Consider the following 23,641-nt stretch of genomic DNA (forward strand, 5'->3'; position numbering starts at 1 on the left):
CAAGTGGGCCGCCGACGGTCGATGATTACCTGACATCAGACGGCGACGGTAAGGATCCCATGTCTACTCATCGAGCTGTACACGTTCAGTCCTCCGGCGGCGCCCTGGAACTCGTTGACGCGCAGACCGTCTCACCGGATCGGGGCCAGGTCCGGGTGGCCGTCGCCGCGTGCGGGGTCTGCGGTACCGATCAGGCCATCGTCAACGGTGGGTTCCCGGGTATGTCCTGGCCGGTGACCCCTGGCCACGAGATCGCGGGCACGATCGCCGAAGTCGGCGCCGGTGTCACCGATTTCGCGGTAGGGGACCGGGTCGCGATCGGCTGGTTCGGCGGACACTGCGGGCTCTGCATTCCGTGTCGCAAGGGCTTGTTCATCCACTGCGAGGTGGGTCAGATTCCCAGCCTGCATTACCCGGGCGGCTATGCGGAATCGGTGACGGTGCCGGCCAATGCGCTCGCCCGGATTCCCGATGAACTCTCTTTCGCCGAGGCCGCTCCGATGGGATGCGCGGGGGTGACGACCTACAACGCGCTTCGCCACACGCGAGCTCTTCCGGGAGACGTGGTTGCGGTGCTCGGCGTCGGCGGCCTGGGTCACCTCGGGCTGCAGTTCGCCGCCGCGATGGGCTTCGAGACGGTGGCGATCGCCCGAGGCCCCGGCAAGGAGGCGGACGCCCGTTCGCTGGGTGCCAGGCACTACATCGACTCGACCGCCGGCGATGTCAGCGCGGCGCTGCGTGACATGGGCGGCGCGGCCGTGGTCCTGGCCACCGTGGGCAACTCGCAGGCGATGGCGGAGACGATCGGCGGGCTCGCGCCGCGGGGCGAGCTGGTGGCAATCGGTGTCTCGGCCGATCCGCTGCCGATCAGTCCTGTGCAACTGATCCAGCCGGCGCTCACCATCTCCGGCCACCCGTCCGGAACGGCTCGCGACGTCGAGGAGACCATGCATTTCGCGGTGCTGTCGGGGGTCCGCGCCCGGATCGAGGAGCGTCCGCTGGCCGAGGCGGCGAGCGCCTACGCGGCGATGGCGCAGGGGCAGGCGCGCTACCGCATGGTCTTGACGAACTGAGGTATCTCACCCCGCCGGTCGCCGCGAGCAGGTAGCGTCGGTACTTCGTTTGCTGGACGACGAATCGGTGGGGGCCGGGATGGCGTGGAAGCGGATGGCGACGGGTGCCCGCGGGGTTTTCTCCCGGAGGTCACGTGGTGTTGTTCGAATGTTCGCTCGTGATATCTACTCTGCCCCGGTGCTTTTCACACCGGGGCGTCTCAGAACAGTGCTGTCCGCCGCGCTCGTCGTCCTGTCCTGGGGCGCAGTCGGCGCCGCGCCCGCGTCGGCTGCACCCCTGCCATCGGCGCAGATCGACTTCGGCGGGATGATGCGCACGTACCGGCTGCACCTGCCGGCCGGTGGCCCGCCTTCGGGGCTGGTCGTCAATCTGCACGCCGCCGGTTCCACCGGGGGCGAGCAGGCGGCGCTCACCCACTACGACGGGGTCGCCGACGCGTACGGGTTCGCCGTCGTCTACCCCGACGGCATCGACTACAGCTGGGCCGACGGGCGCGGCGCCTCGGTGCCCGACCGGCAGGGGGTCGATGACGTGGGGTTCATCTCGGCCCTGGTCGACCGGCTCGTCGCTGAGAACGGCATTCCCCGGGGTCGGGTGTATGCCACAGGTCTGTCTGCCGGCGGATTCATGGCCAACCGGCTGGCGTGTGATCGTGCCGACCTGTTCGCGGCCATCGCCCCCGTCGCCGGCACGCTCGGCACAAACGTGGGCTGCAACCCCTCGAGGCCCGTGTCGGTTCTCGCCTCGTACGGCACGGCGGACCCCATCGTGCCGTTCAACGGTGGGCCGATGACCGGGCGCGGTGGAGGCAGCACGGTGCTGTCCGGTCCGGCAATGGTGGACCGGTGGCGCCAGATCAACGGCTGCCCGGCCCCGTCCGACGAGGCGCTGCCCAGCACCGGCGACGGCACCGAGACCCACCGCATCGCCTCCGATGGCTGCGCCGCGGGCACCTCGGTGGTGTTCATGCGGGTCGACGGTGGCGGGCACACCTGGCCGGGCGTGCCCGAGCTGCTTCCCGCGCAGGCTGTTGGCGCAGCCAGCCGGGCCTTCGACGCCTCGGATGCCTCGGCGCAGTTCTTCGCCTCGCACGGCCGGTAGCCGCCAATATTCATCACGCCGGTGTTAACTCCCGACGAGGCCGGCGCCTGATCTCTGGGTGGACCGAATAACGTTGTCTACCAAGCAGATTCATGGTGCAGCCCCGGCTCGGTACGGTCAAGTGGGCAGCCCGCACGCTCCGGTGCCAAAGGGACCGTGGCGATAGGGTTTTCCTGTGGTGGATTGGCACAGCTGGCATGACGACTATGACCGACCCGATTCGGCCCTGGCGCACCGTCTTCGCGCCGTGCAGGCGTTGATCCGCCAGGCGCTCGACGAGGCTCCGGCGGGTCCGCTGCATATCGTGAGCTTGTGCGCCGGTCAGGGCCGCGACCTGCTCGAGGTGCTCGCCGAGCATCCGCGGCGCGATGACGTCCGGGCGCGTCTGGTCGAGCTGGATCCCCGCAACGCGGCGGTTGCCGCCGAGGCGGTGGCCGAACACCGGTTGTCCGGAATCGAAGTGGTGACCGGCAACGCCGCGCTCACCGATCATTACCTCGACTTGGTTCCCGCCGACATCGTGGTCGCCTGCGGCATCTTCGGCAACATCACCGATGCTGACATCGAGCGGACCATCGGCTTCTTCCCTCAGCTGGCGAAAACCGGCGCCACCGTGCTGTGGACTCGCGGGCGTACCGTCCCGGATCGGGTTCCGTTTATTCTCAACTGGTTTGACGAACTTGGATTCGACCTCATCTGGGTGTCGCCACCGGATGTGAGCTACGGGGTCGGCGCTCATCGCTTCACGGGGCGACCGGAACCATTGGCCGCCGGGGTGCAGATCTTCGACTTCGTCGGCTCAGATGTGATCCGCGCCGCCGACCGCGCCGGCTGACGACACCACGGACCGGGGACCGACTTCCACCGGCACCCGATCGTTCATCAGTACGCTTTTCAACGATGACTGAGGAAGGACTGAACGGTAAGGCCCGCTTGCGCGGGGGACTGCGCATGGCCCTGCGCGGGCGCCGTGATCCGGCGCCGGTCGCCGGTCGCCGCAGCCGTACGTCGGCTGGGATGGGTGATGTCCATACCCGCAAGGTCCTCGACCTGACGATCCGGCTCGCCGAGGTCATGCTGTCCTCAGGGTCGGGTACTGCCGATGTCGTCGCCACCACCCAGGACGTGGCTCAGGCGTACCGGCTGACCGATTGCGTCGTCGACATCACCGTCGCCACGATCATCGTGTCGGCGTTACCGACCGCCGACAGCCCGCCGGTCACGATCATGCGGGCGGTACGGGCCCGGTCCACGGATTACACCCGGCTCGCCGAACTCGACCGATTGGTGCGGCGCATCACTTCCGGCGGTATCAGCGTCGACGAGGCGCACGAGGCCATGGATGAGCTGACCGAGAGTCCGCACCCGTTCCCTCGGTGGCTGGCAACGGTCGGCTGGGCGGGCTTCGCGCTGGGCATCGCGATGCTGCTGGGCGGCAACTGGTTGACCTGTCTGCTGGCCAGCCTCACCGCCGCGCTGATCGACCGGGTCGGCAGGCTGCTGAACCGGGTCGGCACGCCGTTCTTCTTCCAGCATGCGGTCGGGGCGGCCATCGCGACGTTGATCGCGTTGGCCGCCTACCGATACACCGGTCAGGGTCTCAGTGCCCTGGTCGCCACGGGGATCGTGTTGTTGCTCTCCGGCATGACCTTGGTCGGTGCGGTGCAGGACGCGTTGACCGGCTACATGGTCACCGCGGTGGCGCGGCTCGGCGACGCGGTCTTTCTCACCGCGGGAATCGTCGTAGGCATCACCGGCGCCCTGCAGGCCGCCACGCTGCTGGGGGTGCAGATCGAACTGCATGTCAACGCGGCCGGCACGTTCATCACGCCGAGAGGACCGCTGCCGATCGTGCTGGCGGTTCTGGGTGCCGCGCTGGCCGGGATCTGCCTGACCATGGCCAGCTATGCGCCGCTTCGCTCATTGCCCACGGCCGGGCTGGCGGCCGGGCTGGCCGAGCTGACGTTGATCGGACTGGGGACCGCCGGGTTCGGCCAGTGGGCGGCGACCGGGGTGGCCGCGGTCGGGGTGGGCCTTCTGGCCACGCTGATCTCCATTCGCAGGCAGTCTCCGGCGCTGGTCACCGCCACGGCCGGGATCATGCCGATGCTGCCGGGCCTCGCGGTGTTCTGGGCGGTGTTCGCCTTCGCCGTGGACGAGAAATTCGGTGAGGGCCTGGCCCACCTGTTGACCGCGGCGGCCACGGCCTTGGCTCTCGGCAGCGGCGTGGTGATGGGCGAGTTGCTCGGCTCGCCACTGCGTTACCGCGCCGGACGGATCGGCGATTTCTTCCGAATCGAAGGTCCACCCGGGCTGCGGCGTGCCGTGGGCCGGGTGGTGCAGCTGCAACCGACCGAGAACAGTCCGGCAGTCGGCGTGCAACGCGAAAGCGTCCCGCTGGAGGCTGCGCCGGCCGACGACTCCGAGGACGAGGACAGCGAAGAGCCCGGCCACTGACTCAGGCGGTCAGGGCGACCCCACGCCCGGAATGTCGACGCGCGCCTGCAGGATGCGGCCCATCGAACTACCGGCCAGCAGATTTTCGTGTGTGGTGTCATCGACGACGAGATACAGCGTCCGTCCGTCGTGGCCACCGAGAGCCGGTGCCACCGCCCAACCATGGTCGATCTCGATGCGGTGGGTGATCTCACCGCCGGTGACCACGCGCAGGAACTCTCCGGTGTCGTAACAGCCGACCCAGACCCCGCCCGCGGTGTCGACGCACAACCCGTCGGGATGCCGGTCGGGGCCGAGATCGGCGAACACGGTTGGAGTGCCCAGGTTGCCGTCGGCGGTGGCGGTGAAGGCCAGCAGCCGTGAGCCGTTCGTCTCGCTGACCACCAGGGTCGACTCGTCGGGAAGGAGTCCGATCCCGTTGGGCATCGACAGTCCGGTGGCGACGATCCGCACGGTCCCGTCCGCCGCAACAAGGCCGATCCCCCCGGTCAAGCCGCGGCCGTCGGCGATGTAGAGGTCGACGTAGGTCCGGCCATCTGGGGCGACCAGCAGATCGTTGGTGGACCATGCGACGTCGCTGACGTCGTAGGTGGCCGTCACGCTGCCGTGCGCGTCGACGTGGTGCAGTTCCGCGGCGAAGAGCGTCGACACCACAAGCGTTCCGTCGGGAAGCCAGCCGAGCCCGGAAGCACGCCGAAGTTCGACCTCGACGGCGAGGTCACCGGCTTGGCCCGCCGAGTACACGCGGCCGGCCAAGCCGTCGGTGAACCACAGGCGGTCACCGTGCCAACGAGGACCCTCGCCATAGACGATCCCGTCCACGAACGGGACAGCCGCGATGGCTTGCATCGATGTCATCGGGCCCTGAAGGTCCGGTTCAGACGATCAGGTGAACGGAAGGAAGTCGCCGTTGATCCAGACGCCCCAGTGGCCACCCGCCGGCAGGTTCCACCAGACCATCGGGTGACCCTGCCACGTCTCAGCCGGCTTCTTCGGCGCGTTCGGCGGCGGCGGGAGGCTGGGGTCCGGTTCGGCGCCGGCGGCGGCCGTGCCCAGGCCGACGGCGGCCCCGAACACGCCCGCGGCCGCGATGGTCGCCAGGGTTGCCTTTCTCAGGAACATGAATGCCCACCTCGGTGCTCGACTCTAGAAGAACTCGGATACCCGAAGCTTAGCCAATCGAAGTGATTGGTTGTGCACTTGAGGTCTGCGACGGGCTCATAGGTCATCCTGAACCCGCACGACGTGGCGTGACAACGAGATGAGAAATATTTCGGTCTTCGATGTCGAAACCGGCGCGACGGCTCCGTCCCAGAGGTGAGCGACCAACTAGGGTCGCGAATCTGAAGGGAGAATCCCATGGCCAAGTACCTGTTTCTCAAGCACTACCGAGGCGCGCCGGCCTCTGTCAACGACATCCCGATGGGCCAGTGGACACCGGCCGAGATCCAGGCCCACATCCAGTACATGAATGATTTCGCGGATCGTCTGAAGGACACCGGCGAGTACGTCGACAGCCAGGCACTGGCCCCGGAAGGCGCCTGGGTCCGCTATGACGGCGAGGGCAGACCAGCCGTTACCGACGGCCCGTTCGCCGAGACCAAGGACCTGATCGCGGGCTGGATGATCGTCGACGTCGACTCCTACGAGCGCGCCGTCGCGTTGGCCGGCGAGCTGTCCGCGGCACCGGGCGCCGGCGGCCGGCCCATCCATGAGTGGCTCGAAGTGCGTCCATTCCTGACCGCGCCGCCGACCGTCACCGAGTAGATGGCCCCCGGTGTGGACGAGGCACGAATACGGGACCTGATCCCCGGGGTCCTGGCCGCACTCGTCCACCGCGGGGCCGATTTCACCTCGGCCGAGGACGCGGTGCAGGAAGCGTTGGTCCGGGCCTGGGAAACCTGGCCCACCGAGCCGCCCGAGGATCCCAAGGGCTGGCTGATCACCACGGCATGGCGGCGTTTCCTGGACCTCACTCGATCCGAGGTGGCGCGGCGCAACCGCGAGGCGCAGTTCGCGGCGGAGCCGGCCGCCGGGCCCGCTACGGCGGCCGACGACACATTGCAGCTCTACTTCCTGTGCGCACACCCGAGCCTGACGCCGTCGTCGGCCGTCGCATTGACGCTGCGCGCGGTCGGTGGCCTGACCACACGCCAGATCGCACAGGCCTATCTCGTGCCGGAATCGACCATGGCGCAACGGATCAGCCGGGCCAAGCGCACCGTGAGCACCGTCCGGCTGGATCGTCCTGGTGACCTGCGCACCGTCCTGCGGGTGCTGTATCTGGTGTTCAACGAGGGCTACGGCGGCGATGTCGACCTGGCGGCGGAGGCCATCCGACTGGCCCGCCAGCTGGCCAGGAGCACCGACGATCCGGAAGTCGCAGGCTTGCTCGCGTTGTTCCTGCTGCACCATGCGAGACGCTCGGCGCGTATCCGTGCCGACGGGACCCTGATCCCGCTGGCGGAGCAGGATCGCACGCTGTGGCGGCGGGACCTCATCACCGAGGGCGTGTGGGTGCTGCAAGCGGCACTGGCTCGCGACCAGCTGGGGGAGTACCAGGCGCAGGCCGCGATCGCGGCCCTGCATGCCGACGCACCGTCCACCGAGGAGACCGACTGGGTGCAGATCGTGGAGTGGTACGACGAACTCGTCGCGCTCACCGACAGCCCGGTGGTGCGCTTGAACCGCGCCGTCGCCGTGGGAGAAGCCGACGGGCCCCAGAAAGGGTTGGCCGCGTTGGCCGAAGTCGACCCGGCACTGCCACGGCACACCGCCGCGCGGGCCTACCTGCACGAGCGGGCGGGAGACATCGCGACGGCGGCACAGCTGTATGTGCAGGCCGCCGCCGAGGCGCCCTCGCTGGCCGAGCGCAACCACCTCACCCTGTGCGCGGCCGTTCTGCACCGTCGCATTTCCACCGAAGGCGGCTAACCTGCTAAAGGTGGGCAACAGTCGGATGAGAGTGTTGATCATCGGTGGGGGATTCGGCGGTCTGTTCTGCGCCCGGCGACTCGGAGGGACCGACGTCGACGTGACGCTGCTCGACCGGGCGGCCGGTCACCTGTTCCAGCCGCTGCTCTACCAATGCGCCACCGGGACATTGAGCCTCGGTCAGATCAGCCGTCCACTGCGCGAGGAATTCGCGCGACATCGCAACGTGACCACCCTGCTCGGTGAAGCGATCGACATCCACCCGCAGTCACGTCAGTTGACCGCGCGGCGGCCGGATGAAACCACCTTCACGCTCGACTATGACGTGCTGGTCGTGGCGGCGGGGATGCAGCAGTCGTACTTCGGCAAAGAGCACTTCGCGCAGTGGGCGCCGGGAATGAAGACGCTCGACGATGCGCTCCACATCCGGCAGCGGGTGTTCACCGCCTTCGAGATCGCGGAGACGCTGCCACCGGGGCCCGAGCGTGACGGCTGGCTCACCTTCGCGGTTGCCGGTGGCGGGCCCACGGGGGTCGAACTGGCCGGCCAGATCCGGGAAATGGCCACGCGCACTTTGGCCCACGAGTTCCACAGCATCGAACCCAAAGACGCCAGGGTGTTGTTGTTCGACGGCGGCGAGCGCGTGCTCAAGGCCTTCGCGCCGGAGCTGGGGGAGAAGGCGACGAAGTCGCTGCAGAAGCTCGGCGTGGAGTTGCACATGGGGGTCCACGTCACCGATGTCGGCCGGGAAGGCGTGACCATCAGTCCGAAGGCCGGTGGTCCGGACGAGCAGTACACGGCACGGACCGTGCTGTGGACCGCCGGCGTCGAGGCGGTGCCCTTCGCCCGGCACATCGCGAAGGTACTCGGCGCGGAATCCGATCGCAGCGGGAGAATCGCTGTGGAGAAAGACCTTTCGGTCGCGGGCTATCCCGAGATCTTCGTGATCGGTGACTTGGCCGGCCGTGACAATCTGCCTGGGGTCGCGGAGAACGCGATGCAGGGCGGGCTCCACGTGGCCTCGTGCATCCGTCGGGAACTTGCCGGTAAACCCCGTCGCCCGTTCCGCTATCGCGACCTCGGTTCCGCGGCGTACATCGCTCGCAGGCAGGCGCTTCTGCAGGTCGGACCGATCAAGGTTGCCGGCTTCTTCGGTTGGCTGGCTTGGGGTTTCGTCCACATCGCATTTCTCACCGGCGTCCGCAACCGGTTCAGCACGGTGACAACCTGGATGACCACCATCGCCCGGGAAAGCCGGTCACACCGCGCGTTCATGCTCGGCGCCACCGGTCTGCCCGATCAGCACTACACCTGGACGGTGTGGGATGCGCTGACCCCGGCTCCGTCCGAAGCTCCGGTGGACCGAGACGACGGCTGACCCCATTTCGGGTGGCCGGCTACTCATGCCCACGACATGCCGGGTCGGCGCGGGCCGGGCGGGCCGCAAGCTCCGGGGCCGCCGCTGCGAGCAGCGCCTGCCGGTCTCCGGTCAACGGCGGGTAGATCCGTTCGGTGTTGATGGTCCGTTTCGTGGCCTTGGCCACCGATCCGGTCGCCACGACTTGACGATCCCAGCCCTCGGTGTACACCGCACCGGCCGGGCCGAGATCGAGAACGGTGACATACCAAGGGATTCGCAGCGGAAGCATCGGTTGGCCGAGGAGGTCGCCGATCACGTTGTACCCGGCGTAGCGGCCCATCGGCCTGCCGTGCTGGCACGACATCACCGACAGGTGGTCGTCGTCCACCCGCATGGCGGCGACATCGCCGGCCGCGAACACCGCGGGTACCCCCTCGACGCGGAGGTAGTCGTCGACCGGCAACCGGCCGAACCGATCGAGCGGCACCGGGAGCTGTGCTGTCAGCGGGTTGGCCCGCATGCCCGCGCACCACACCACCGTCGCGGCGGGCAGGATGTCTCCGGAGGACAGGGTCACCGCACCGCTGTCGACGGAGATCACTCTGACGCCGGTCATGATCTGAACTCCGTTGTCGGACAATGCGGTTTCGATCACCGGCCGCGCCGCGTCGCCCATGTCCGAGCCCACCTGCGGATTGTGGTCGACGAGCAGGACTTTCGGTTCGACGGTGCTGTCGAAGATCGCGGCCAGCCGCGTGGGCAATTCGCAGGCGGTCTCGATGCCGGTCAGTCCGGCCCCGACCACCACCACAGTGCCGGCACCCGATTTCGGGGGATCGGCGGCCATGGTCTGCAGATGAGCGCCGAGGCGGCTCGCCCCGCCGTATGTGTCGACGTCGAAACCGAACTCGGCCAGCCCCGGAACGTCCGGCCTCGCGACCCGGCTGCCGGCGGCCAGCACGAGGCGGTCATAGCCGAGGACCAGGGGGCGTCCGCCCTGCTGCGCCGTGATGGTCTGCGCCTCGACATCGATCGTGGTGACCTCGGCGACGATGTGACCGACGCCCACGGGATCGAGCAGCTTCTCCAACGGGATGCGGCAGCCGGTCAGATCGGTTTCGTAGTTGCGCACCCGGATGTCATGGAACGGCCGGTCGCTGATCACCGTGATCTCTACTGTGTCGGCTGCGGCGCCGATTTCGTCCACCCGTCTGGCCGCCGCGAGCGCTGCCCACAACCCGGCGAAACCCGATCCGACGATCAGAACGCGACCCACGGATTCAGCGTGCCACGGGTGAGGCGTGGCTGCTGCGGTGTCGAGGATCGGCGATGTGTGCGACGATGCTCGGACGCCCGGCCCTCCCCGCGCTTTCCGAGCGGGCCTGCGGCGGGCGTGACAGAAGGGACCGCCGGATTGATGACCGAAGCGCACCGTGCCAGGAACTCCCACAGTGGGGTGAGGCTCGCGGTCGCGGGGTTGGCAGTTGCCGGAGCGATGCTGGCGACGGCCGGTCAGGCGCTGGCAGATCCTGCCGTGCCCGACCCGGCGCCTGCGCCCGCCGATCCCGCGCTGGCTGCGCCACCGCCGCCGGCTCCCGCCGGTCCACCGCAGGTACCCGAGATCGCCAACCCCGTGTACGGCTCGGGCCAGTACGGCTCGGGCCCGGTCGGAACACTCCGCGACCTTTGGCACCAGGCTCACGATCCCTACGGGTTCCAGGGTGGGACTGCACCCGAGGGCATGGTCGCGCCCCCGCCGGGCGCTGGTGTGGCGCCGCCGCTGCCGCCCGGTTATGTGTCGATCAACGCCCCTGGCTCGGAAACACCGGTCACCGCCCCGGCACCGGGGACCGGGCCGGCCGGCCCGGCGTTGCCACCGGGTTATTACTCGCTCAACGGCCCGCCGCCGCCCGGGTACGAGTACAACTCGCCGGGCCGGCAGCCGGCGGCCCCCGCGCCCGCGGCGCCCCCTACGCCGTGACCTGGCGTCCCAAAACGTGGCGCAGCGCCTGATCCAGGCGGGGATGGCGGAAATGGTGACCGGCGGCGCCGAGTCGCGCCGGGATCGCGCGCTGGCTGGCGCAGGCCAGTTCCTGGGCACCCTGATCGCCCAGCAGTAGCCGAGGTCCCAGCGCCGGTACCGGCAGGATCGTGGGGCGGTGCAGGACCTGGCCGAGCGTGTCGGTGTATTCGGCATTGCGGACCGGCTCGGGTGCCACGGCGTTCACCGGACCGGTCAGCTCGGTGTCCCACAATGCACGGTGATAGACCTCGACCAGGTCGTCGATCCCTATCCACGGCAACCACTGCTGCCCGTCGCCGATCTGCCCGCCCAATCCCGTGGCGAACAACGGCCGCAGCAGGCGCAGGGTGCCACCGCGCGGGGACTGCACGATCCCGGTGCGGACCCGCACCACACGGACACCGGATCGTTCGGCTGGTGCCAGCGCGTCTTCCCAGTCGGCCACGACGTCGGCCAGAAATCCATCGCCGCGCTCGCTGGCTTCGGTGAGCAGTTCGTCGCCCCGGTCGTAACCGTAGAAGCCGACCGCCGAGGCGCTGATCAGTACCTCGGGCCCCGCGCCGGGGCGGGCGGCGAGTTCGGCGAACCGCCGGGTCGGCTCGATGCGGCTGTCCCGGATGGCGCGGCGGTGCCGGTCGGTGAACCGGCCGGCGATCGACGCGCCGGCCAGGTGGATGACCGCGTCGACGCCGTCCAGCAGATCAGGGTCCGGATCGTTCGGGTTCCATTGCCGTTCATCCGGTTTCGTCGGTTCATGGCGCACCAGCCGGATCACGCGATGGCCTCCGGTGCCCAAGAACGCGGTCAGCGCCGACCCGACCAGCCCCGAGGCTCCCGTGACGGCCACCGTCAGCGGCGCCAGCCCATGTGCCCGGGCGCGCTGATGTGCGGCGAGATCATCGGCGAGTTGGCGATGGCGGTAGGCGAACATCGGGCGCAGGAAATGGCCGGGCACCGGGGTCTCGACCCGGTCGGTCATCCGGGTCCGTGTGGTGTCGACGGCGTCGAATTCATGAATATGCTTCCAGCGCACCGCCAGTGCCGCAGGCAGTGACGCCAGACCGCCACGGCCGATGTGGTCGACGAATCGCCGCGGTGGGTCGTACTCATCGGGTTGGTGTTCGGCCACCCACCGCAGCCCGCCCGGCAGCGCGAGTTCGGCACGGCCGTCGCGCAGTGAGGCCGCCTCAGATATCAGCTGCAGGGGCTGCCACGGCGGCGACAACCTGGCGAACGCGCCGGGTCTGCCGTGCCAGGCGAAGACTTCTTCCTGCGGGGCGTCGATGACGCTGGAGTGCACCAGTCCCATCGACCGACGTTACCCGGAAGTCGTCGGCTCTGCCGATGTCTGGCGCGCGGTCCTCGCTCGCAGTCCGGCGTAGGCGAACAGCAGTCCGGTGCCGATCTCGGAAAGTGCTGTCACCCAGGAGAACCAGGTGACGTTGATGCGGGGACCGCTGAGATAGCTGTCTTGGAAATCCGGCCAGAAATTGGGCAGCAGATGCGCATAGGTGAACAGCACCGCGCTGGCGACACCGGTGAAGATCGCAGCCTCGGGCGCTCGGGGATGGTCACGCACGGCCATGGTGATCGCGATGATGACGACCACACCCTGAATCATGCCGCCGGCCATGACGAACATCGGCGACGCCGACATTCCCCGGAGCAGATGGTCGATCACGTGCAGTCCCCAGCCGGCTAGGAACGTCCAGGCGGTCAGGCGCAGAAAGCGTTGTGTCTGAACGATTGTCGGTGCCGTCATAGTGCCCCCCCATTGGCCTACTACAGGCGATAGTAGAGCGATGGGGCGGCCGTGGCAATAGCCGCAGTCAAATCCGTGGCACCCTTGGCGCATGGCGATTGGGCGCTCTGATCGGATGGGCCGGCGATGATTCTTCCGAAGATCCGCGACCCTCGCTTCATCACGATTCGTCGCGGCGGAACTCTCACCGATTCGGATCACCACCTCCTGGCCCTGTGGGCGGCCTCGTGCGCCGAGCACGTCCTCGGCCTGTTCGAGTCGGTTCAACCCGGTGACCCCCGTCCGCGCCAAGCCATCGAACACGCCAGGGCATGGGTTGGCGGCGAGGTCAAGATGATGCAGGCGCGCGCCGCCGGCGGCCACGCCATGGGCGCAGCGCGCGACCTGCGGGCCGTCGCCCACGTGGCGGCACACGAACTCGGTGCGGCGGCGTATGCGATCAAGGCCGTGCGGGCCGCGGCACGCGACGGTGATGGCTTGGCCGCAGGCAGACGGGAATGCCAGTGGCAGCGTGATCAGCTCCCGGAGGCGATCCGCGAGCTGGTCCTCGATGACCAGCGCCTGCGCAATGGCATCTGTTGGTCGGTGTTCGATCTCTGACGGCGCGTCCGAAACTATCGTTGTGTCAACTGTAGGTAACTCTGTAATAAAGTCCGTATTTGCCTGAAGTGCCGGACGAGAGGGGTGCCTGTGGAGCGCGCTGCGATGACGCCGTTCTTTGTGAGCAGTGACGACGGGTTCGTGCCGAACGAGATCGCACACGGAGGGTGGGGCCCTACCTTGGGCGGTCAGGTGGTCGGCGGTCTGCTGGCGCGGGCGGTCGAGGGACTCGTCACCGACGAGGGGCTGCAGCCGGCCCGGTTCACCGTGGAAATCCAGCGCCGGGTCGCCAGTGCACCGGTTCGGGTTTCTGCCTCTGTGGTTCGGTCCGGCTCACGCATGCAGGCGGTCGATGCGGCCATGACCCAGGACGGCGAGTTGGTGGCCCGCGCCTCGGCGCTGTATCTGCGGCGCGGCACCCAGCCCGACGGTGAATTCTGGTCCACCTCGATCGACCTGCCGCCGCTACCGGAGGAACCGGAGGTCTTCGACGACACGGTGCCGATGTTCATCCGGGCCTATGGGCCGGATCCGGAATGGAGCGGCGAGGGTTTCCCGTGGCAGCAGTGCGGTCCGCGCTATGCGTGGTTGCGTGAGGTGCGTGATCTGGTCGCCGGTGAAGAACTCTCACCGTTCGTGCGGGCGGCGCTGGCGGTCGACGTGACGAGTTCGATGACCAATTTCAGCTCGGCCGGCCTGGCTTTCATCAACGCGGACTACACACTGGCGCTGAGCAGACTCCCGGTCGGCCCCTATATCGGGATGGCGGCGGTGACCCATACCAGCGCCGACGGCGTGGCGACCGGCAGCGCCTGCCTGTATGACACCTGCGGGCCGATCGGCACCGGACTATCCACCGCCGCAGCCAATTTCAACTTCAGTCCGAACGGATCGGGCTAGGCCGGCCGCAGGATCGCGACGAGGAAGTCCGAGTCTTCGGTGAACGGCCGCAGATCCCACGTCGACAGCAACAGATCCGGGGTGAATCCGCCCGTGGCCGCGTCGTCGAGGAACTGGTCGAACTCGTACTCGCGGCCGGCTCCGAATCCGATCACGGCACGGCCGCCGTCGGCGAGATGCGCACGCAGCCGCGTCAGCACCTGAACCCGGGTGCTCGGGGCGAGGAAGGTCATCACGTTGCCCGCCGACACGATGATGTCGAATGGGTCGGAGATGCCGCGCGCCGGCAGGTCGAGCTCGGCGAGGTCGCCGACGAGCCACCGCGGACCGGGATGGTCCTTCTTCGCCGCCTCGATCAGAACCGGGTCGACGTCGACGCCCACCACCTGGTGCCCGGCCCCGGCCAGATATCCGCCCACGCGCCCGGGACCGCAGCCGGCATCCAGGATGCGGGCGTGGCGGGATGCCATGGCATCCACCAGGCGAGCTTCACCGGCCAGGTCCTGACCGGCGCGTGCCATGGCACGAAATCGTTCGATGTACCAGTTCGAATGCCCAGGATCGGCCGCGACCTTTTGCATCCAGATGCTCCGCTCGACCATGTGAGCATTCTTGCAAGCGCAGGCCGGGGCCGGGCCGGGCGGTTCGCTCAGCCTTGGGCGTCGAGGATCTTGATCGCGAAGACCAGTGAGTCGCCCGGCTGGATACCCGCAGCGGGCTGCCCCTCGGGATAACCGTCGGCAGAGGTCATCGCCACGGCCACGGTGGACCCGACCTTCTGTCCCGAAATGGCTTTCTGGAAGCCCGGCACGACGCCGTTGAGCGGGAAGTCGACCGGCTCACCACGTTCGTAGCTGCTGTCGAACACCGATCCGTCGCGTCCGTTGACGCCCATGTAGCAGACCGTGACGTTCGCGGACGGGGCCACGACCGGCCCGTCGCCGGCCTTGAGGGTCTGTACCTGGGTCTGGGCCACGCTGAACGGTCCGTCGACCTTGACCACCGGTGCCGCGGTGTCGGTGGAGCCGGTGACCGCAACGCTGCCGGTCGCCCCGGGCAGCGTCCATTCGGGGGCGCCCGCGTTCTGCGGCGCCGCGGTCGGGCACGTGCTGGCCTCGGTCGCGGTCTCGGCGATCGAGGGGGTGAGCACCTCGGCGACCGACGGCGTGCTCGGCGAGGAGGTGGCCGAGGAGGTTTCCGTGTCCGAGCCGCACGCGGCGAGCGCCATGGTCAACGACGCGGCACAGGCCACGAGCGCAACGGAGGAGGGCACGCGAAAGGAATTCATGCACGTCACGCTACAGCCGGGCTTCCCGGTGCTCGCCGACGGCTGGGGGCGATATCGGCCGATCGTCACCCTGATCCCCGAGTGGCGCCAATTGCGCCGATGAGAGGTGTTGTACTGCAACGAGTTCGGCCAGAACCTTGATACCTTCCAGGCTAGCCGCCACACTCGAGGTAATGGCTGATGGCCTCGACTTCACAGGCATGCTGCGCTCGGCCGGGCTCCGGATCACTCGCCCCCGGCTGGCGGTACTCAATGCGGTGAAGGAGCATCCGCACGCCGAAACAGATCGGGTCATTCGCGCCGTGCGCGTGCAATTGCCCGACGTTTCCCATCAGACCGTCTACGACGCGCTCAACGCGTTGACCGCGGCCGGGCTGGTACGCCGGATCCAGCCGACCGGGTCGGTTGCCCGCTACGAGACCCGGGTAAATGACAACCACCACCACGTCGTATGCCGGTCGTGCGGCGTGATCGCCGATGTGGATTGCGCGGTCGGCGATGCGCCATGCCTGACCGCATCGGACGACAACGGTTTCGCCATCGATGAAGCCGAGGTCATCTATTGGGGCCTATGCCCTGACTGCTCACGATCTGCAAGTTCTTGACGGCAGCCCCGTCGCTCAACCGATGAAAGGGAATGCAATGCCCCCGAACACCCCCGACACCTCCGACGCCCGCCCGCCAGAGGCCGACACCGAAACCCACAGCCGCAGCGAGTCCGAGAACCCGGTCATCGAGTCGCCCAAGCCCAAGGCTCACGCACCGCTGACCAATCAGGACTGGTGGCCCGATCAGGTCGACGTCTCGAGGTTGCACAAGCAGCCCGCCGAGGGAAACCCCCTTGGCGCCGACTTCAACTACGCCCAGGAGTTCCAGAAGCTCGACGTCGAGGCGCTGCGGGCCGACATGCTGGAGCTGATGACGTCATCGCAGGACTGGTGGCCGGCCGACTACGGCAGTTATGCCGGGCTCTTCATCAGGATGAGTTGGCACGCCGCCGGGACCTACCGCATCTTCGACGGTCGGGGCGGCGGTGGCCAGGGCGCGCAGCGGTTCGCCCCGATCAACAGCTGGCCGGACAATGTGAGCCTGGACAAGGCCCGCCGGCTGCTCTGGCCGGTGAAACAGAAGTACGGCAACAAGATCTCCTGGGCCGACCTGATCATCTTCGCCGGAAACGTGGCCCTGGAGTCCGCCGGCTTCAAGACCTTCGGCTTCGCGTTCGGGCGCCAGGACATCTGGGAGCCCGAGGAGATCCTGTGGGGCCAGGAGGACACCTGGCTGGGCACCGACAAGCGCTACGGCGGCACCAACGACACCAGCAACCGCGAGCTGGCCAACCCGTACGGCGCCACCACAATGGGTCTGATCTACGTGAATCCCGAAGGCCCCGAAGGCAAGCCCGATCCCTTGGCCGCGGCTCACGACATCCGTGAGACGTTCGGCCGGATGGCGATGAACGACGAGGAGACCGCCGCGCTGATCGTCGGTGGGCACACGCTGGGTAAGACGCATGGCGCCGGCCCGGGTGACCTGGTCGGGCCCGAACCGGAAGCCGCGCCCATCGAACAGCAGGGCCTGGGCTGGAAGTGCGCGTTCGGCTCGGGCAAGGCCGGCGACACCATCACCAGCGGGCTGGAAGTCGTGTGGACCACGACGCCGACGAAGTGGAGCAACAGCTACCTGGAGATCCTCTATGGCCACGAGTGGGAGCTGACCAAGAGTCCCGGCGACGCATGGCAATTCGAGGCGAAAGACGCCGAGGCGATCATTCCGGATCCGTTCGGTGGGCCACCACGCAAGCCGACGATGCTCGTGACCGACATATCGATGCGCGTGGATCCGATCTACGGGCCGATCACCCGGCGCTGGCTCGAGCACCCCGAGGAGCTCAACGAGGCCTTCGCCAAAGCCTGGTACAAGTTGCTGCACCGTGACATGGGACCGATCAGCCGCTACCTCGGCCCGTGGATTCCGGAGCCGCAACTGTGGCAGGACCCGGTACCCGAGGTGGACCATCCGCTGGTTGACGAGCAGGACATCGAGACGTTGAAGGGCAAGCTTCTCGACGCGGGCCTGTCGGTTCAGCAGCTGGTGAAGGTGGCCTGGTCGGCGGCGGCGAGCTTCCGCGGCACCGACAAACGCGGCGGTGCCAACGGCGGGCGGCTGCGCCTGGAGCCGCAACGCAATTGGGAGGTCAACGAACCGTCCGAGTTGGACAAGGTGCTGCCGGTGCTGGAGCGGATCCAGCAGGACTTCAATGGTTCTGCCTCCGGCGGCAAGAAGATCTCCTTGGCGGACCTCATCGTGCTGGCCGGCTCCGCAGCCATCGAGAAGGCGGCTCGGGACGGCGGTTACGAGGTCAAGGTGCACTTCGTGCCGGGGCGCACCGATGCGTCGCAGGAGTCCACGGATGTGGACTCGTTCGCGGTACTCGAACCGCGCGCCGACGGCTTCCGCAATTTCGTGCGGCCGGGCGAGAAGGCGCCGCTCGAGCAGCTGCTGGTGGACAAGGCTTACTTCCTGAATCTGACCGCGCCGGAGCTGACCGTGCTCGTCGGTGGACTTCGCGCGCTTGGGGCCAACCACGGCGGCAGCAAGCACGGTGTATTCACCCAGAACCCCGGTGCGTTGTCCAATGATTTCTTCGTGAATCTGCTCGACATGAGTACCGAGTGGAAGCCATCGGAAACCACGGAGAACGTGTACGAGGGACGGGATCGCACCACCGGCCAGACCAGGTGGACGGCTACCGCCAATGACCTGGTGTTCGGTTCGAATTCGGTACTGCGTGCCGTTGCCGAGGTCTATGCGCAGGAGGACAACAAGATCAAGTTCGTCGACGATTTCGTCGCGGCCTGGGTGAAGGTGATGAACAACGATCGGTTCGACCTGGACTGAGCCGGGCGGCGGCCACTAGACCCACAGGCGGGAATTCAGCTCCGCTGGTGTCCATTTCGGCCAAGTGGGCGACCCGACGACGAATCCGCCTGCGATCTGCGCGACGATCCGTGGACCGCTGACGGTGCTGTTGTCGTAGAAGGTCGCCGAGTCCGCTCGTGCCGCGGCTCTCGCGACGAGATCCCAAAGTCGTTGGTAGCGTTCACGGATCTTGGTCTCGGGGACGTCATGGCCGCCGGCTTGGACCCGGTGCAGGACCCGCAGCACGGCCAGGTCCTCGGGGATCAGGATGCAGTGGACGATGACGGTGTACCCCGCTGCGTGCGCATCGTCGATGAGCTCGAGCTTGGAGGGGTGGGAGAACACCGTCTCGGCGATGAACGATTCACCGAGCTCGATGAGCTTTGCCCGGGTTTCGGCGGCGACGAGCGCGGCCTCGTAGGAGTGCGGGGCCGGGTCTTCGGGCCAGCGGCGTTTGGCGATTTCGTCGGCGTTGACGAAGGGGCTGCCCGGGAGCAGGGGCGAGAGGGTGAGTTCGACGAAGGTGGACTTGCCGGCGCCGTTGCAGCCGACGACGAGATCGAGACGCTTCACCGCGTGGCAGAAAGGTCCGTGTCAGCGCATGCCGCGGTCATCGCCGGCTCGCCAGCACCGCAGTGCTGCCGTCCGGGCGGTACTGCACGATCTCGCCGTCGTCGTCGAGCGCCACGGTGGTGATCCCGCGTGCGGCCAGCGTCTTGCCGTAGTCGGCCCGCGCCAGGCTCTCCTCGATGGAGGCGGCGATCTCGGCGTCGAACACCGCACCTTCTTCGGTGGTCAATTCGCGCAGGGGAGTCTCGCCCGCCAGGGCGGATTCGACCTTGCGGCGTGCGGCACTGTGCCGGCTCGACACGGCCCGGCCCACCCGGGCCCAGTGATCGAGCTGCTGTTTGGCCGACCGGCTCTGACGTGCGCCTTCGGCGGCGGCACTGTCCATCAGGTCGGCGGCGAACCGGGTCACCCGATCTGCGGTCTCGGTCATGTCGGACCTCCGTTGTAGCAGTCTGAAACAAGCGTAGCAGAATGCTACGTAGACGGCTCGATCTGGTGTTACGCCGCCGACAATCGCCTCGCGATCTCGCCGTACCGTTCGAAGCGGTCGGCCCCGCCGAGCGCGTTGTACAGGACGATGCGGGTGGCGATTCCGCCGTACTTGGCGATCAACGCATCCGCCAGTCCGTCCCAGGTCGATTCGGTGGCGAAGGCGGCGATGTGCTCGTCGGTGATCTGCGCTGCCATGCCGGCGATGTCACCGGCCTTCTGCTTTTCCCGCAGGCGTGCGGTGGTGCCGTCGAAGCCGGCCTCGTCCCAGATGAACGCGTAGTTCGGGGTGCTGCCGTAGAAGCTCATGCTGGCCCGGACGAACTCGCGCTCGTTGGCGCGTTCCTGGTCGCTGTCGCCGACGATCGTCATCACCGGGATGATCTTGGCGATATCGGCGGGGGAGCGTCCTGCCTTTGCCGCCCCCGCTGCGATGTTGGGCAACACGTGCCGGGCGATGTAGCCGGGTTCACCGATCGGGTGGACGTGCACGCCATCGGCGACTTCACCAGCCATGCGCAGCATCCACGGATTGACGGCGGCGATGTCCACCTTGGGATCGGGTGCGTCGATCGGTCCCGGGTTCCACTGGGGAGTGATGAAGTCCAGGTCATAGAAGTCGCCGTGATGATCGAGCTTGCCGGTCCGGAATGCGGCGAAGCAGGACTTGACGGTCAGCACATAGTCGCGCAGGCGCGGACCCGGGTGCTCGAAAGGCATCCCGTAGCGCCGGACCACGTGCGTGCGGACCTGGGTGCCGATACCGAGCCGGAACCGGCCGCCCGTTGCCTCCTGCAGTTCCCAGGCCGAGGCCGCTGTCACGAACGGACTGCGCGGAAAGGCAACGGCGACACCGGTCGAGAGCTCCAGGCCGGGAGCGGACTGCGATGCGACAGCTGCGTTGAGATAGGCCGTGCGGCCCGTTTCGGTGAGTAGTAGTCCAGAGAATCCGGCGGCCTGGGTGCGGCGGGCAAGGTCGCCGATTTTTGCCAGCGGCTGCGGAACGGTCATCACGTCGACGTACACGTGGGGAGCGTACGTCCCGCGCATCCGTAATGCCTTGAAAGTCAACTGTTTCACGGCACCGGGCGCCTAGACTTGTCGGCATCAGGGCAACGGGCGCCGTCACCAACCAGAGCTTGTTGCGACTGCAGGAGGGGGACCCATGATCAGGATTCACACGGTGGTGGCGGGGGAGACGCTGTCAGCCTTGGCCTTGCGCTTCTACGGAGACGCGGACCTGTATCGGCTGATCGCGGCGGCCAGCGCAATTCCCGATCCCGACGTCGTCAAGGTCGGGCAGAAACTCGTCTTTCCCGACTACGCGCGGTACACCGTGGTGGCCGGAGACTCGTTGTCGGCCGTGGCATCACGCTTCTACGGTCATGCCGAGTTGGCCCGGTTGATCGCGGCCGCCAGCGGGATCGCCGAGGGCGCGGCCATCGATCCGGGTCAACGGCTGATCGTTCCCGAACTCAAGCGGTACACGGTCGCGCCGGGGGATACGTTGTCGGCGTTGGCATCACGGTTTTACGGCGACGCCTCGTTCTACCCGCCGATCGCCGGTGTCAACGGCATTCCCGACCCCGGTCACGTCAACCCCGGCCAGGCGCTGATCATCTTCAGCGGCCGCAGCGACGGGTTCGGCCTGCGGATCGTGGACCGCAATGAAAACGATCCCCGCTTGTGGTACTACCGATTCCAGACCGCCGCCATCGGGTGGAACCCCGGCGTCAACGTTCTGCTCCCCAACGACTACCACACCAGCGGTCGCACCTACCCGGTGCTGTACATGTATCACGGCGGCAACGACGACTTCCGTTCGTTCGACTTCATGGGTATCCGGGACTGGACGGCCGGGAAACCGATCATCGTGGTGATGCCCGACGGCGGGCACGCCGGCTGGCATTCCAACCCGGTCACCTCATTTGTCGGCCCGCGCAACTGGGAGACGTTCCACATCGCCCAGCTGCTGCCCTGGATCGAGGCGAACTTCCGGACGTACGCCGAGTACGACGGGCGTGCGGTCGGCGGGTTCTCGATGGGCGGTTTCGGGGCGCTGAAATATGCGGCCAAGTACTACGGCCACTTCGCCTCGGTCAGTGCCCACTCCGGTCCGGCGAGCCTGCGCCGCGATTTCGGCCTTGTCGTGCACTGGGCGAACATCACGTCGGCGGTGCTGGATCTGGGCGGCGGAACGGTCTACGGCGCCCCCTTCTGGGACCAGGCCAGGGTCAGCGCCGACAACCCGGTCGAACGGATCGAGAGCTACCGCAACAAACGGGTTTTCCTCGTCGCCGGCACCAGCCCCGATCCGCTCAACTGGTTCGACAGCGTGAACGAGACGCAGGTGCTCGCGGGTCAACGCGAGTTCCGTGAGCTGCTCACCCGCGCCGGTATCCCGCATGAGGCACACGAGGTGCCCGGCGGCCACGTCTTCCGTCCCGACATGTTCCTGCGCGACCTCGACGGCATCATCGCCCGGCTGCGCCCCGCGAACGTCGTCAGTAGCGCCCTGTAACAGGAATAACAGGAACCACAGCTATCCCTGCTGTCACATTTGCAACAGAATTCATTTCTTTCACTGCTAGCGCATTGGAAACGCAATTCACAGTAGTTTGCAATTGTCACAGTATCCGCTTGCCGAATTTATGAAAGCGGCGCGCACGGTTCCGAGCTGTGCCGCTCGCCAGACGCTCCGCCTGAGCTGGCCTTTTATGGTCCATCCGCACCGGCTTGCCATCCTCATTGGTCACATCAGACGCATAACTATTAAATAAACTCATAGAAGATAATTAGACTCTCTAGCACGGGTATTTTACTTTCACCTCATCGGTAAACTCGTGTATCACGATGGGCTGCAAATAGTCTTTCGCCCCGCGATGAAGGGATCGACATGCGCGTGCGCAAGGTCGTCACCGTGTTCGCATTCATCGGTGCGATCGCCCTGGCTCACTCCCTGCTGGCAGTCCCGAACGCCGGCGCCGAACCGAACTGGGACGCGATGGCCCAGTGCGAATCCGGTGGCAACTGGTCAGCCGATACCGGCAACGGCTTCTACGGCGGACTGCAGTTCACTCCCGCCACCTGGACTTCTCACGGCGGAACGGGTTCGCCGGCCGCGGCCAGTCGCGAGGAACAGATCCGGGTGGCGCGCAACGTGCTGCAGACGCAAGGCCTCGGCGCGTGGCCGGTGTGCGGCGGGCCGATCGGTCAGGCTTCGGGAACCTGCCGCCAGGTGATGGTCTGGATCCCATTGAGAAACCTGCCCCGGCTGTGCACGCTGGTACTCAATCCGCTGTCCTGACGGACATATCGACCGTTCGATGCTGACCGCCAACCGTATTGATGCCGAACGGGTGCGCCTGCGCCGAGGTCGGGACGACGACGCCGAGGGGCTCATCGAGACGCAGACCGATGAGCGGGTGCGCCGATTCCTCGGTGGGCCCCGCGCCGAGGTGGATGTCCGGGCAGCCGTGGTCTCGGTGGGGGCGGCGAATCTGTTGGCCGCCGACGGCTGTTACGTCGTGGCAGACCGGGAATCCGACGACATGTTGGGCATGGTGACGCTCAGCCGACGTGATCCGGAATTGCCCGGTCACGTGCGCGCCGGAGGCGGTGAGTTGGAACTCAGCTATGTCTTTCGCGCACGCGCATGGGGCAGCGGTTATGCGAGTGAGGCCGCGCATGCGTTACTGCGCTGCGCCGCAGAGCAACTCGCTGACCAACCCATCCTGATCGTCACCCAGGCGGCCAATCTGGCGGCGCTTCGACTCGCCGGACGGCTCGGATTCACACAGGTCGGCACGTTCGAGCAATTCAACGCCCTGCAAGTTCTGGCGACAGCTGAGCTGGGGACATTCCTGTCGCAGTAGCTCTTTCGAGGCCGGCACTACTGCTGTGACGGCGCCCACGTAGGCGCGGTCAAAAGTCTTGGGCGGCACCGAGCCCACTCTCAGCAAACCCTCAGTACGGGCCTGCAGCATCTACGTAGGCGCCGGCACGGCGCATATATGTCGGTGTCGCAGGGGAAGAAGCAATCACAATGAACCAGTGGTCGGGGATGTCGTCGCAAGATGGCAACCGTGAGTGGGACGCGAAACAGGCGGCGGATCAACACAATCCGAGCCCATGGAGCCGAAAGGGCTATCAGCAGCCGTT

Annotated in this window: 26 protein-coding genes; 16 read left to right on the plus strand and 10 right to left on the minus strand. The window is 67.3% G+C overall.

Translation table 11 applies throughout. From position 1 onward, the window contains the following. Nucleotides 1–59 precede the first annotated feature (59 nt). The 4 genes from BN2156_RS05575 to BN2156_RS05590 all read left to right on the plus strand — a co-directional run bounded on the left by BN2156_RS05575 (nt 60) and on the right by BN2156_RS05590 (nt 4,632). Nucleotides 60–1,073, plus strand: a complete 1,014-nt coding sequence (locus BN2156_RS05575) for an alcohol dehydrogenase catalytic domain-containing protein (protein ID WP_090511144.1) — start codon at nt 60–62, stop codon at nt 1,071–1,073. 232 nt (nt 1,074–1,305) lie between these two features. Next, on the plus strand, nt 1,306–2,175 hold the full coding sequence (locus tag BN2156_RS05580; RefSeq protein WP_235625340.1) for a CE1 family esterase: 870 nt from the start codon (nt 1,306–1,308) through the stop codon (nt 2,173–2,175). Between the two features lie 175 nt (nt 2,176–2,350). Next, nucleotides 2,351–3,010 (plus strand): class I SAM-dependent methyltransferase family protein, encoded by a 660-nt coding sequence (locus BN2156_RS05585; RefSeq protein ID WP_090511147.1) that lies wholly within the window; start codon nt 2,351–2,353, stop codon nt 3,008–3,010. Nucleotides 3,011–3,075: 65 nt separating this feature from the next. Next, nucleotides 3,076–4,632: a threonine/serine exporter family protein gene (locus BN2156_RS05590; RefSeq protein WP_162490738.1), complete on the plus strand. Its 1,557-nt coding sequence runs from the start codon at nt 3,076–3,078 to the stop codon at nt 4,630–4,632. Nucleotides 4,633–4,641: 9 nt separating this feature from the next. Here BN2156_RS05590 and BN2156_RS05595 read toward each other — a convergent pair whose 3' ends face one another. After that, nucleotides 4,642–5,490, minus strand: a complete 849-nt coding sequence (locus BN2156_RS05595; RefSeq protein WP_090511150.1) for an SMP-30/gluconolactonase/LRE family protein — start codon at nt 5,488–5,490, stop codon at nt 4,642–4,644. Nucleotides 5,491–5,517: 27 nt separating this feature from the next. Beyond that, complete coding sequence (locus BN2156_RS05600; RefSeq protein WP_090511152.1) at nt 5,518–5,754, minus strand: hypothetical protein; 237 nt, start codon at nt 5,752–5,754, stop codon at nt 5,518–5,520. Nucleotides 5,755–5,991: 237 nt separating this feature from the next. On the opposite strand from BN2156_RS05600, the gene BN2156_RS05605 reads away from it, so the two are divergent. The 3 genes from BN2156_RS05605 to BN2156_RS05615 are packed head-to-tail and all read left to right on the plus strand — an operon-like array spanning nt 5,992 to nt 8,944. After that, nucleotides 5,992–6,399 (plus strand): YciI family protein, encoded by a 408-nt coding sequence (locus BN2156_RS05605; RefSeq protein WP_090511155.1) that lies wholly within the window; start codon nt 5,992–5,994, stop codon nt 6,397–6,399. After that, nucleotides 6,400–7,566, plus strand: a complete 1,167-nt coding sequence (locus tag BN2156_RS05610; protein ID WP_162490739.1) for an RNA polymerase sigma factor — start codon at nt 6,400–6,402, stop codon at nt 7,564–7,566. It begins immediately after the preceding gene. Nucleotides 7,567–7,591: 25 nt separating this feature from the next. Next, entirely contained in the window at nt 7,592–8,944 is a 1,353-nt protein-coding gene (locus BN2156_RS05615) for an NAD(P)/FAD-dependent oxidoreductase (protein ID WP_090511157.1), read from the plus strand. A gap of 19 nt (nt 8,945–8,963) precedes the next feature. Here BN2156_RS05615 and BN2156_RS05620 read toward each other — a convergent pair whose 3' ends face one another. Beyond that, nucleotides 8,964–10,202 carry an NAD(P)/FAD-dependent oxidoreductase gene (locus BN2156_RS05620; protein WP_090511160.1) on the minus strand — a complete coding sequence of 413 codons (1,239 nt, stop codon included), beginning with the start codon at nt 10,200–10,202 and terminating at the stop codon, nt 8,964–8,966. Nucleotides 10,203–10,343: 141 nt separating this feature from the next. On the opposite strand from BN2156_RS05620, the gene BN2156_RS05625 reads away from it, so the two are divergent. Beyond that, nucleotides 10,344–10,907: a hypothetical protein gene (locus tag BN2156_RS05625; protein WP_090511163.1), complete on the plus strand. Its 564-nt coding sequence runs from the start codon at nt 10,344–10,346 to the stop codon at nt 10,905–10,907. Here the strand turns inward: BN2156_RS05625 and BN2156_RS05630 are convergent. After that, a complete protein-coding gene (locus BN2156_RS05630) occupies nt 10,897–12,258 on the minus strand; it encodes a TIGR01777 family oxidoreductase (protein ID WP_090511166.1) in 1,362 nt (453 codons plus the stop codon). The genes BN2156_RS05625 and BN2156_RS05630 overlap by 11 nt on opposite strands. Before the next feature lie 9 nt (nt 12,259–12,267). Beyond that, nucleotides 12,268–12,711 (minus strand): hypothetical protein, encoded by a 444-nt coding sequence (locus BN2156_RS31100; protein ID WP_235625212.1) that lies wholly within the window; start codon nt 12,709–12,711, stop codon nt 12,268–12,270. 126 nt (nt 12,712–12,837) lie between these two features. On the opposite strand from BN2156_RS31100, the gene BN2156_RS05640 reads away from it, so the two are divergent. Continuing rightward, nucleotides 12,838–13,311, plus strand: coding sequence for a putative immunity protein (locus BN2156_RS05640; RefSeq protein ID WP_090511169.1), 474 nt, complete (start codon nt 12,838–12,840; stop codon nt 13,309–13,311). Nucleotides 13,312–13,416: 105 nt separating this feature from the next. After that, on the plus strand, nt 13,417–14,211 hold the full coding sequence (locus BN2156_RS05645; protein WP_210436634.1) for a thioesterase family protein: 795 nt from the start codon (nt 13,417–13,419) through the stop codon (nt 14,209–14,211). Here BN2156_RS05645 and BN2156_RS05650 read toward each other — a convergent pair. Beyond that, complete coding sequence (locus BN2156_RS05650) at nt 14,208–14,813, minus strand: class I SAM-dependent methyltransferase (RefSeq protein WP_090511175.1); 606 nt, start codon at nt 14,811–14,813, stop codon at nt 14,208–14,210. The two genes, BN2156_RS05645 and BN2156_RS05650, sit on opposite strands and share 4 nt — an antisense overlap. 47 nt (nt 14,814–14,860) lie before the next feature. Continuing rightward, entirely contained in the window at nt 14,861–15,439 is a 579-nt protein-coding gene (locus BN2156_RS05655; protein ID WP_235625341.1) for an FKBP-type peptidyl-prolyl cis-trans isomerase, read from the minus strand. Here BN2156_RS05655 and BN2156_RS31105 point away from each other — a divergent pair. The 3 genes from BN2156_RS31105 (at nt 15,354) to katG (ending at nt 18,400) form a co-directional block, all read left to right on the plus strand. Further along, entirely contained in the window at nt 15,354–15,602 is a 249-nt protein-coding gene (locus BN2156_RS31105) for a hypothetical protein (RefSeq protein ID WP_235625366.1), read from the plus strand. The genes BN2156_RS05655 and BN2156_RS31105 overlap by 86 nt on opposite strands. Before the next feature lie 70 nt (nt 15,603–15,672). After that, a complete protein-coding gene (locus tag BN2156_RS05660; protein ID WP_090511177.1) occupies nt 15,673–16,104 on the plus strand; it encodes a Fur family transcriptional regulator in 432 nt (143 codons plus the stop codon). A gap of 37 nt (nt 16,105–16,141) precedes the next feature. Then, complete coding sequence (gene katG / locus BN2156_RS05665) at nt 16,142–18,400, plus strand: catalase/peroxidase HPI (RefSeq protein ID WP_090511179.1); 2,259 nt, start codon at nt 16,142–16,144, stop codon at nt 18,398–18,400. 15 nt (nt 18,401–18,415) lie between these two features. Here katG and BN2156_RS05670 read toward each other — a convergent pair whose 3' ends face one another. The 3 genes from BN2156_RS05670 to BN2156_RS05680 form a co-directional block, all read right to left on the minus strand. Further along, on the minus strand, nt 18,416–18,994 hold the full coding sequence (locus BN2156_RS05670) for an ATPase (RefSeq protein WP_090511181.1): 579 nt from the start codon (nt 18,992–18,994) through the stop codon (nt 18,416–18,418). A 37-nt stretch (nt 18,995–19,031) separates the two neighbouring features. Beyond that, nucleotides 19,032–19,421, minus strand: coding sequence for a TA system antitoxin ParD family protein (locus BN2156_RS05675; RefSeq protein ID WP_090511183.1), 390 nt, complete (start codon nt 19,419–19,421; stop codon nt 19,032–19,034). A gap of 68 nt (nt 19,422–19,489) precedes the next feature. Beyond that, nucleotides 19,490–20,506, minus strand: coding sequence for a TIGR03617 family F420-dependent LLM class oxidoreductase (locus BN2156_RS05680; protein ID WP_090515535.1), 1,017 nt, complete (start codon nt 20,504–20,506; stop codon nt 19,490–19,492). 139 nt (nt 20,507–20,645) lie between these two features. Between BN2156_RS05680 and BN2156_RS05685 the strand changes: the two genes are divergently transcribed. From BN2156_RS05685 to BN2156_RS05695, 3 genes are all read left to right on the plus strand, one after another. Continuing rightward, the gene (locus BN2156_RS05685) at nt 20,646–22,001 is read left to right on the plus strand and encodes an alpha/beta hydrolase-fold protein (RefSeq protein ID WP_090511186.1); all 1,356 of its coding nucleotides are present in this window, start codon (nt 20,646–20,648) and stop codon (nt 21,999–22,001) included. Between the two features lie 375 nt (nt 22,002–22,376). Next, nucleotides 22,377–22,787, plus strand: a complete 411-nt coding sequence (locus BN2156_RS05690) for a transglycosylase family protein (protein ID WP_090511188.1) — start codon at nt 22,377–22,379, stop codon at nt 22,785–22,787. A 19-nt stretch (nt 22,788–22,806) separates the two neighbouring features. Beyond that, the gene (locus tag BN2156_RS05695; RefSeq protein ID WP_090511189.1) at nt 22,807–23,355 is read left to right on the plus strand and encodes a GNAT family N-acetyltransferase; all 549 of its coding nucleotides are present in this window, start codon (nt 22,807–22,809) and stop codon (nt 23,353–23,355) included. Nucleotides 23,356–23,641 lie beyond the last annotated feature (286 nt).

It is taken from the genome of Mycolicibacterium neworleansense (assembly GCF_001245615.1).
Taxonomy (GTDB): domain Bacteria; phylum Actinomycetota; class Actinomycetes; order Mycobacteriales; family Mycobacteriaceae; genus Mycobacterium; species Mycobacterium neworleansense.

Excerpts from the sequence above, each read along its gene's own strand:
- BN2156_RS05575 (WP_090511144.1), top strand. The coding sequence starts at position 60 with ATGTCTACTCATCGAGCTGTACACGTTCAGTCCTCCGGCGGCGCCCTG.
- BN2156_RS05590 (WP_162490738.1), top strand. The coding sequence starts at position 3,076 with ATGACTGAGGAAGGACTGAACGGTAAGGCCCGCTTGCGCGGGGGACTG.
- BN2156_RS05595 (WP_090511150.1), bottom strand. The coding sequence starts at position 5,490 with ATGACATCGATGCAAGCCATCGCGGCTGTCCCGTTCGTGGACGGGATC.
- BN2156_RS05600 (WP_090511152.1), bottom strand. The coding sequence starts at position 5,754 with ATGTTCCTGAGAAAGGCAACCCTGGCGACCATCGCGGCCGCGGGCGTG.
- BN2156_RS05605 (WP_090511155.1), top strand. The coding sequence starts at position 5,992 with ATGGCCAAGTACCTGTTTCTCAAGCACTACCGAGGCGCGCCGGCCTCT.
- BN2156_RS05610 (WP_162490739.1), top strand. The coding sequence starts at position 6,400 with ATGGCCCCCGGTGTGGACGAGGCACGAATACGGGACCTGATCCCCGGG.
- BN2156_RS05615 (WP_090511157.1), top strand. The coding sequence starts at position 7,592 with ATGAGAGTGTTGATCATCGGTGGGGGATTCGGCGGTCTGTTCTGCGCC.
- BN2156_RS05625 (WP_090511163.1), top strand. The coding sequence starts at position 10,344 with ATGACCGAAGCGCACCGTGCCAGGAACTCCCACAGTGGGGTGAGGCTC.
- BN2156_RS05630 (WP_090511166.1), bottom strand. The coding sequence starts at position 12,258 with ATGGGACTGGTGCACTCCAGCGTCATCGACGCCCCGCAGGAAGAAGTC.
- BN2156_RS31100 (WP_235625212.1), bottom strand. The coding sequence starts at position 12,711 with ATGACGGCACCGACAATCGTTCAGACACAACGCTTTCTGCGCCTGACC.
- BN2156_RS05640 (WP_090511169.1), top strand. The coding sequence starts at position 12,838 with ATGATTCTTCCGAAGATCCGCGACCCTCGCTTCATCACGATTCGTCGC.
- BN2156_RS05645 (WP_210436634.1), top strand. The coding sequence starts at position 13,417 with ATGACGCCGTTCTTTGTGAGCAGTGACGACGGGTTCGTGCCGAACGAG.
- BN2156_RS05650 (WP_090511175.1), bottom strand. The coding sequence starts at position 14,813 with ATGGTCGAGCGGAGCATCTGGATGCAAAAGGTCGCGGCCGATCCTGGG.
- BN2156_RS05655 (WP_235625341.1), bottom strand. The coding sequence starts at position 15,439 with ATGGCGCTCGCCGCGTGCGGCTCGGACACGGAAACCTCCTCGGCCACC.
- BN2156_RS05660 (WP_090511177.1), top strand. The coding sequence starts at position 15,673 with ATGGCTGATGGCCTCGACTTCACAGGCATGCTGCGCTCGGCCGGGCTC.
- katG (WP_090511179.1), top strand. The coding sequence starts at position 16,142 with ATGCCCCCGAACACCCCCGACACCTCCGACGCCCGCCCGCCAGAGGCC.
- BN2156_RS05675 (WP_090511183.1), bottom strand. The coding sequence starts at position 19,421 with ATGACCGAGACCGCAGATCGGGTGACCCGGTTCGCCGCCGACCTGATG.
- BN2156_RS05685 (WP_090511186.1), top strand. The coding sequence starts at position 20,646 with ATGATCAGGATTCACACGGTGGTGGCGGGGGAGACGCTGTCAGCCTTG.
- BN2156_RS05690 (WP_090511188.1), top strand. The coding sequence starts at position 22,377 with ATGCGCGTGCGCAAGGTCGTCACCGTGTTCGCATTCATCGGTGCGATC.
- BN2156_RS05695 (WP_090511189.1), top strand. The coding sequence starts at position 22,807 with ATGCTGACCGCCAACCGTATTGATGCCGAACGGGTGCGCCTGCGCCGA.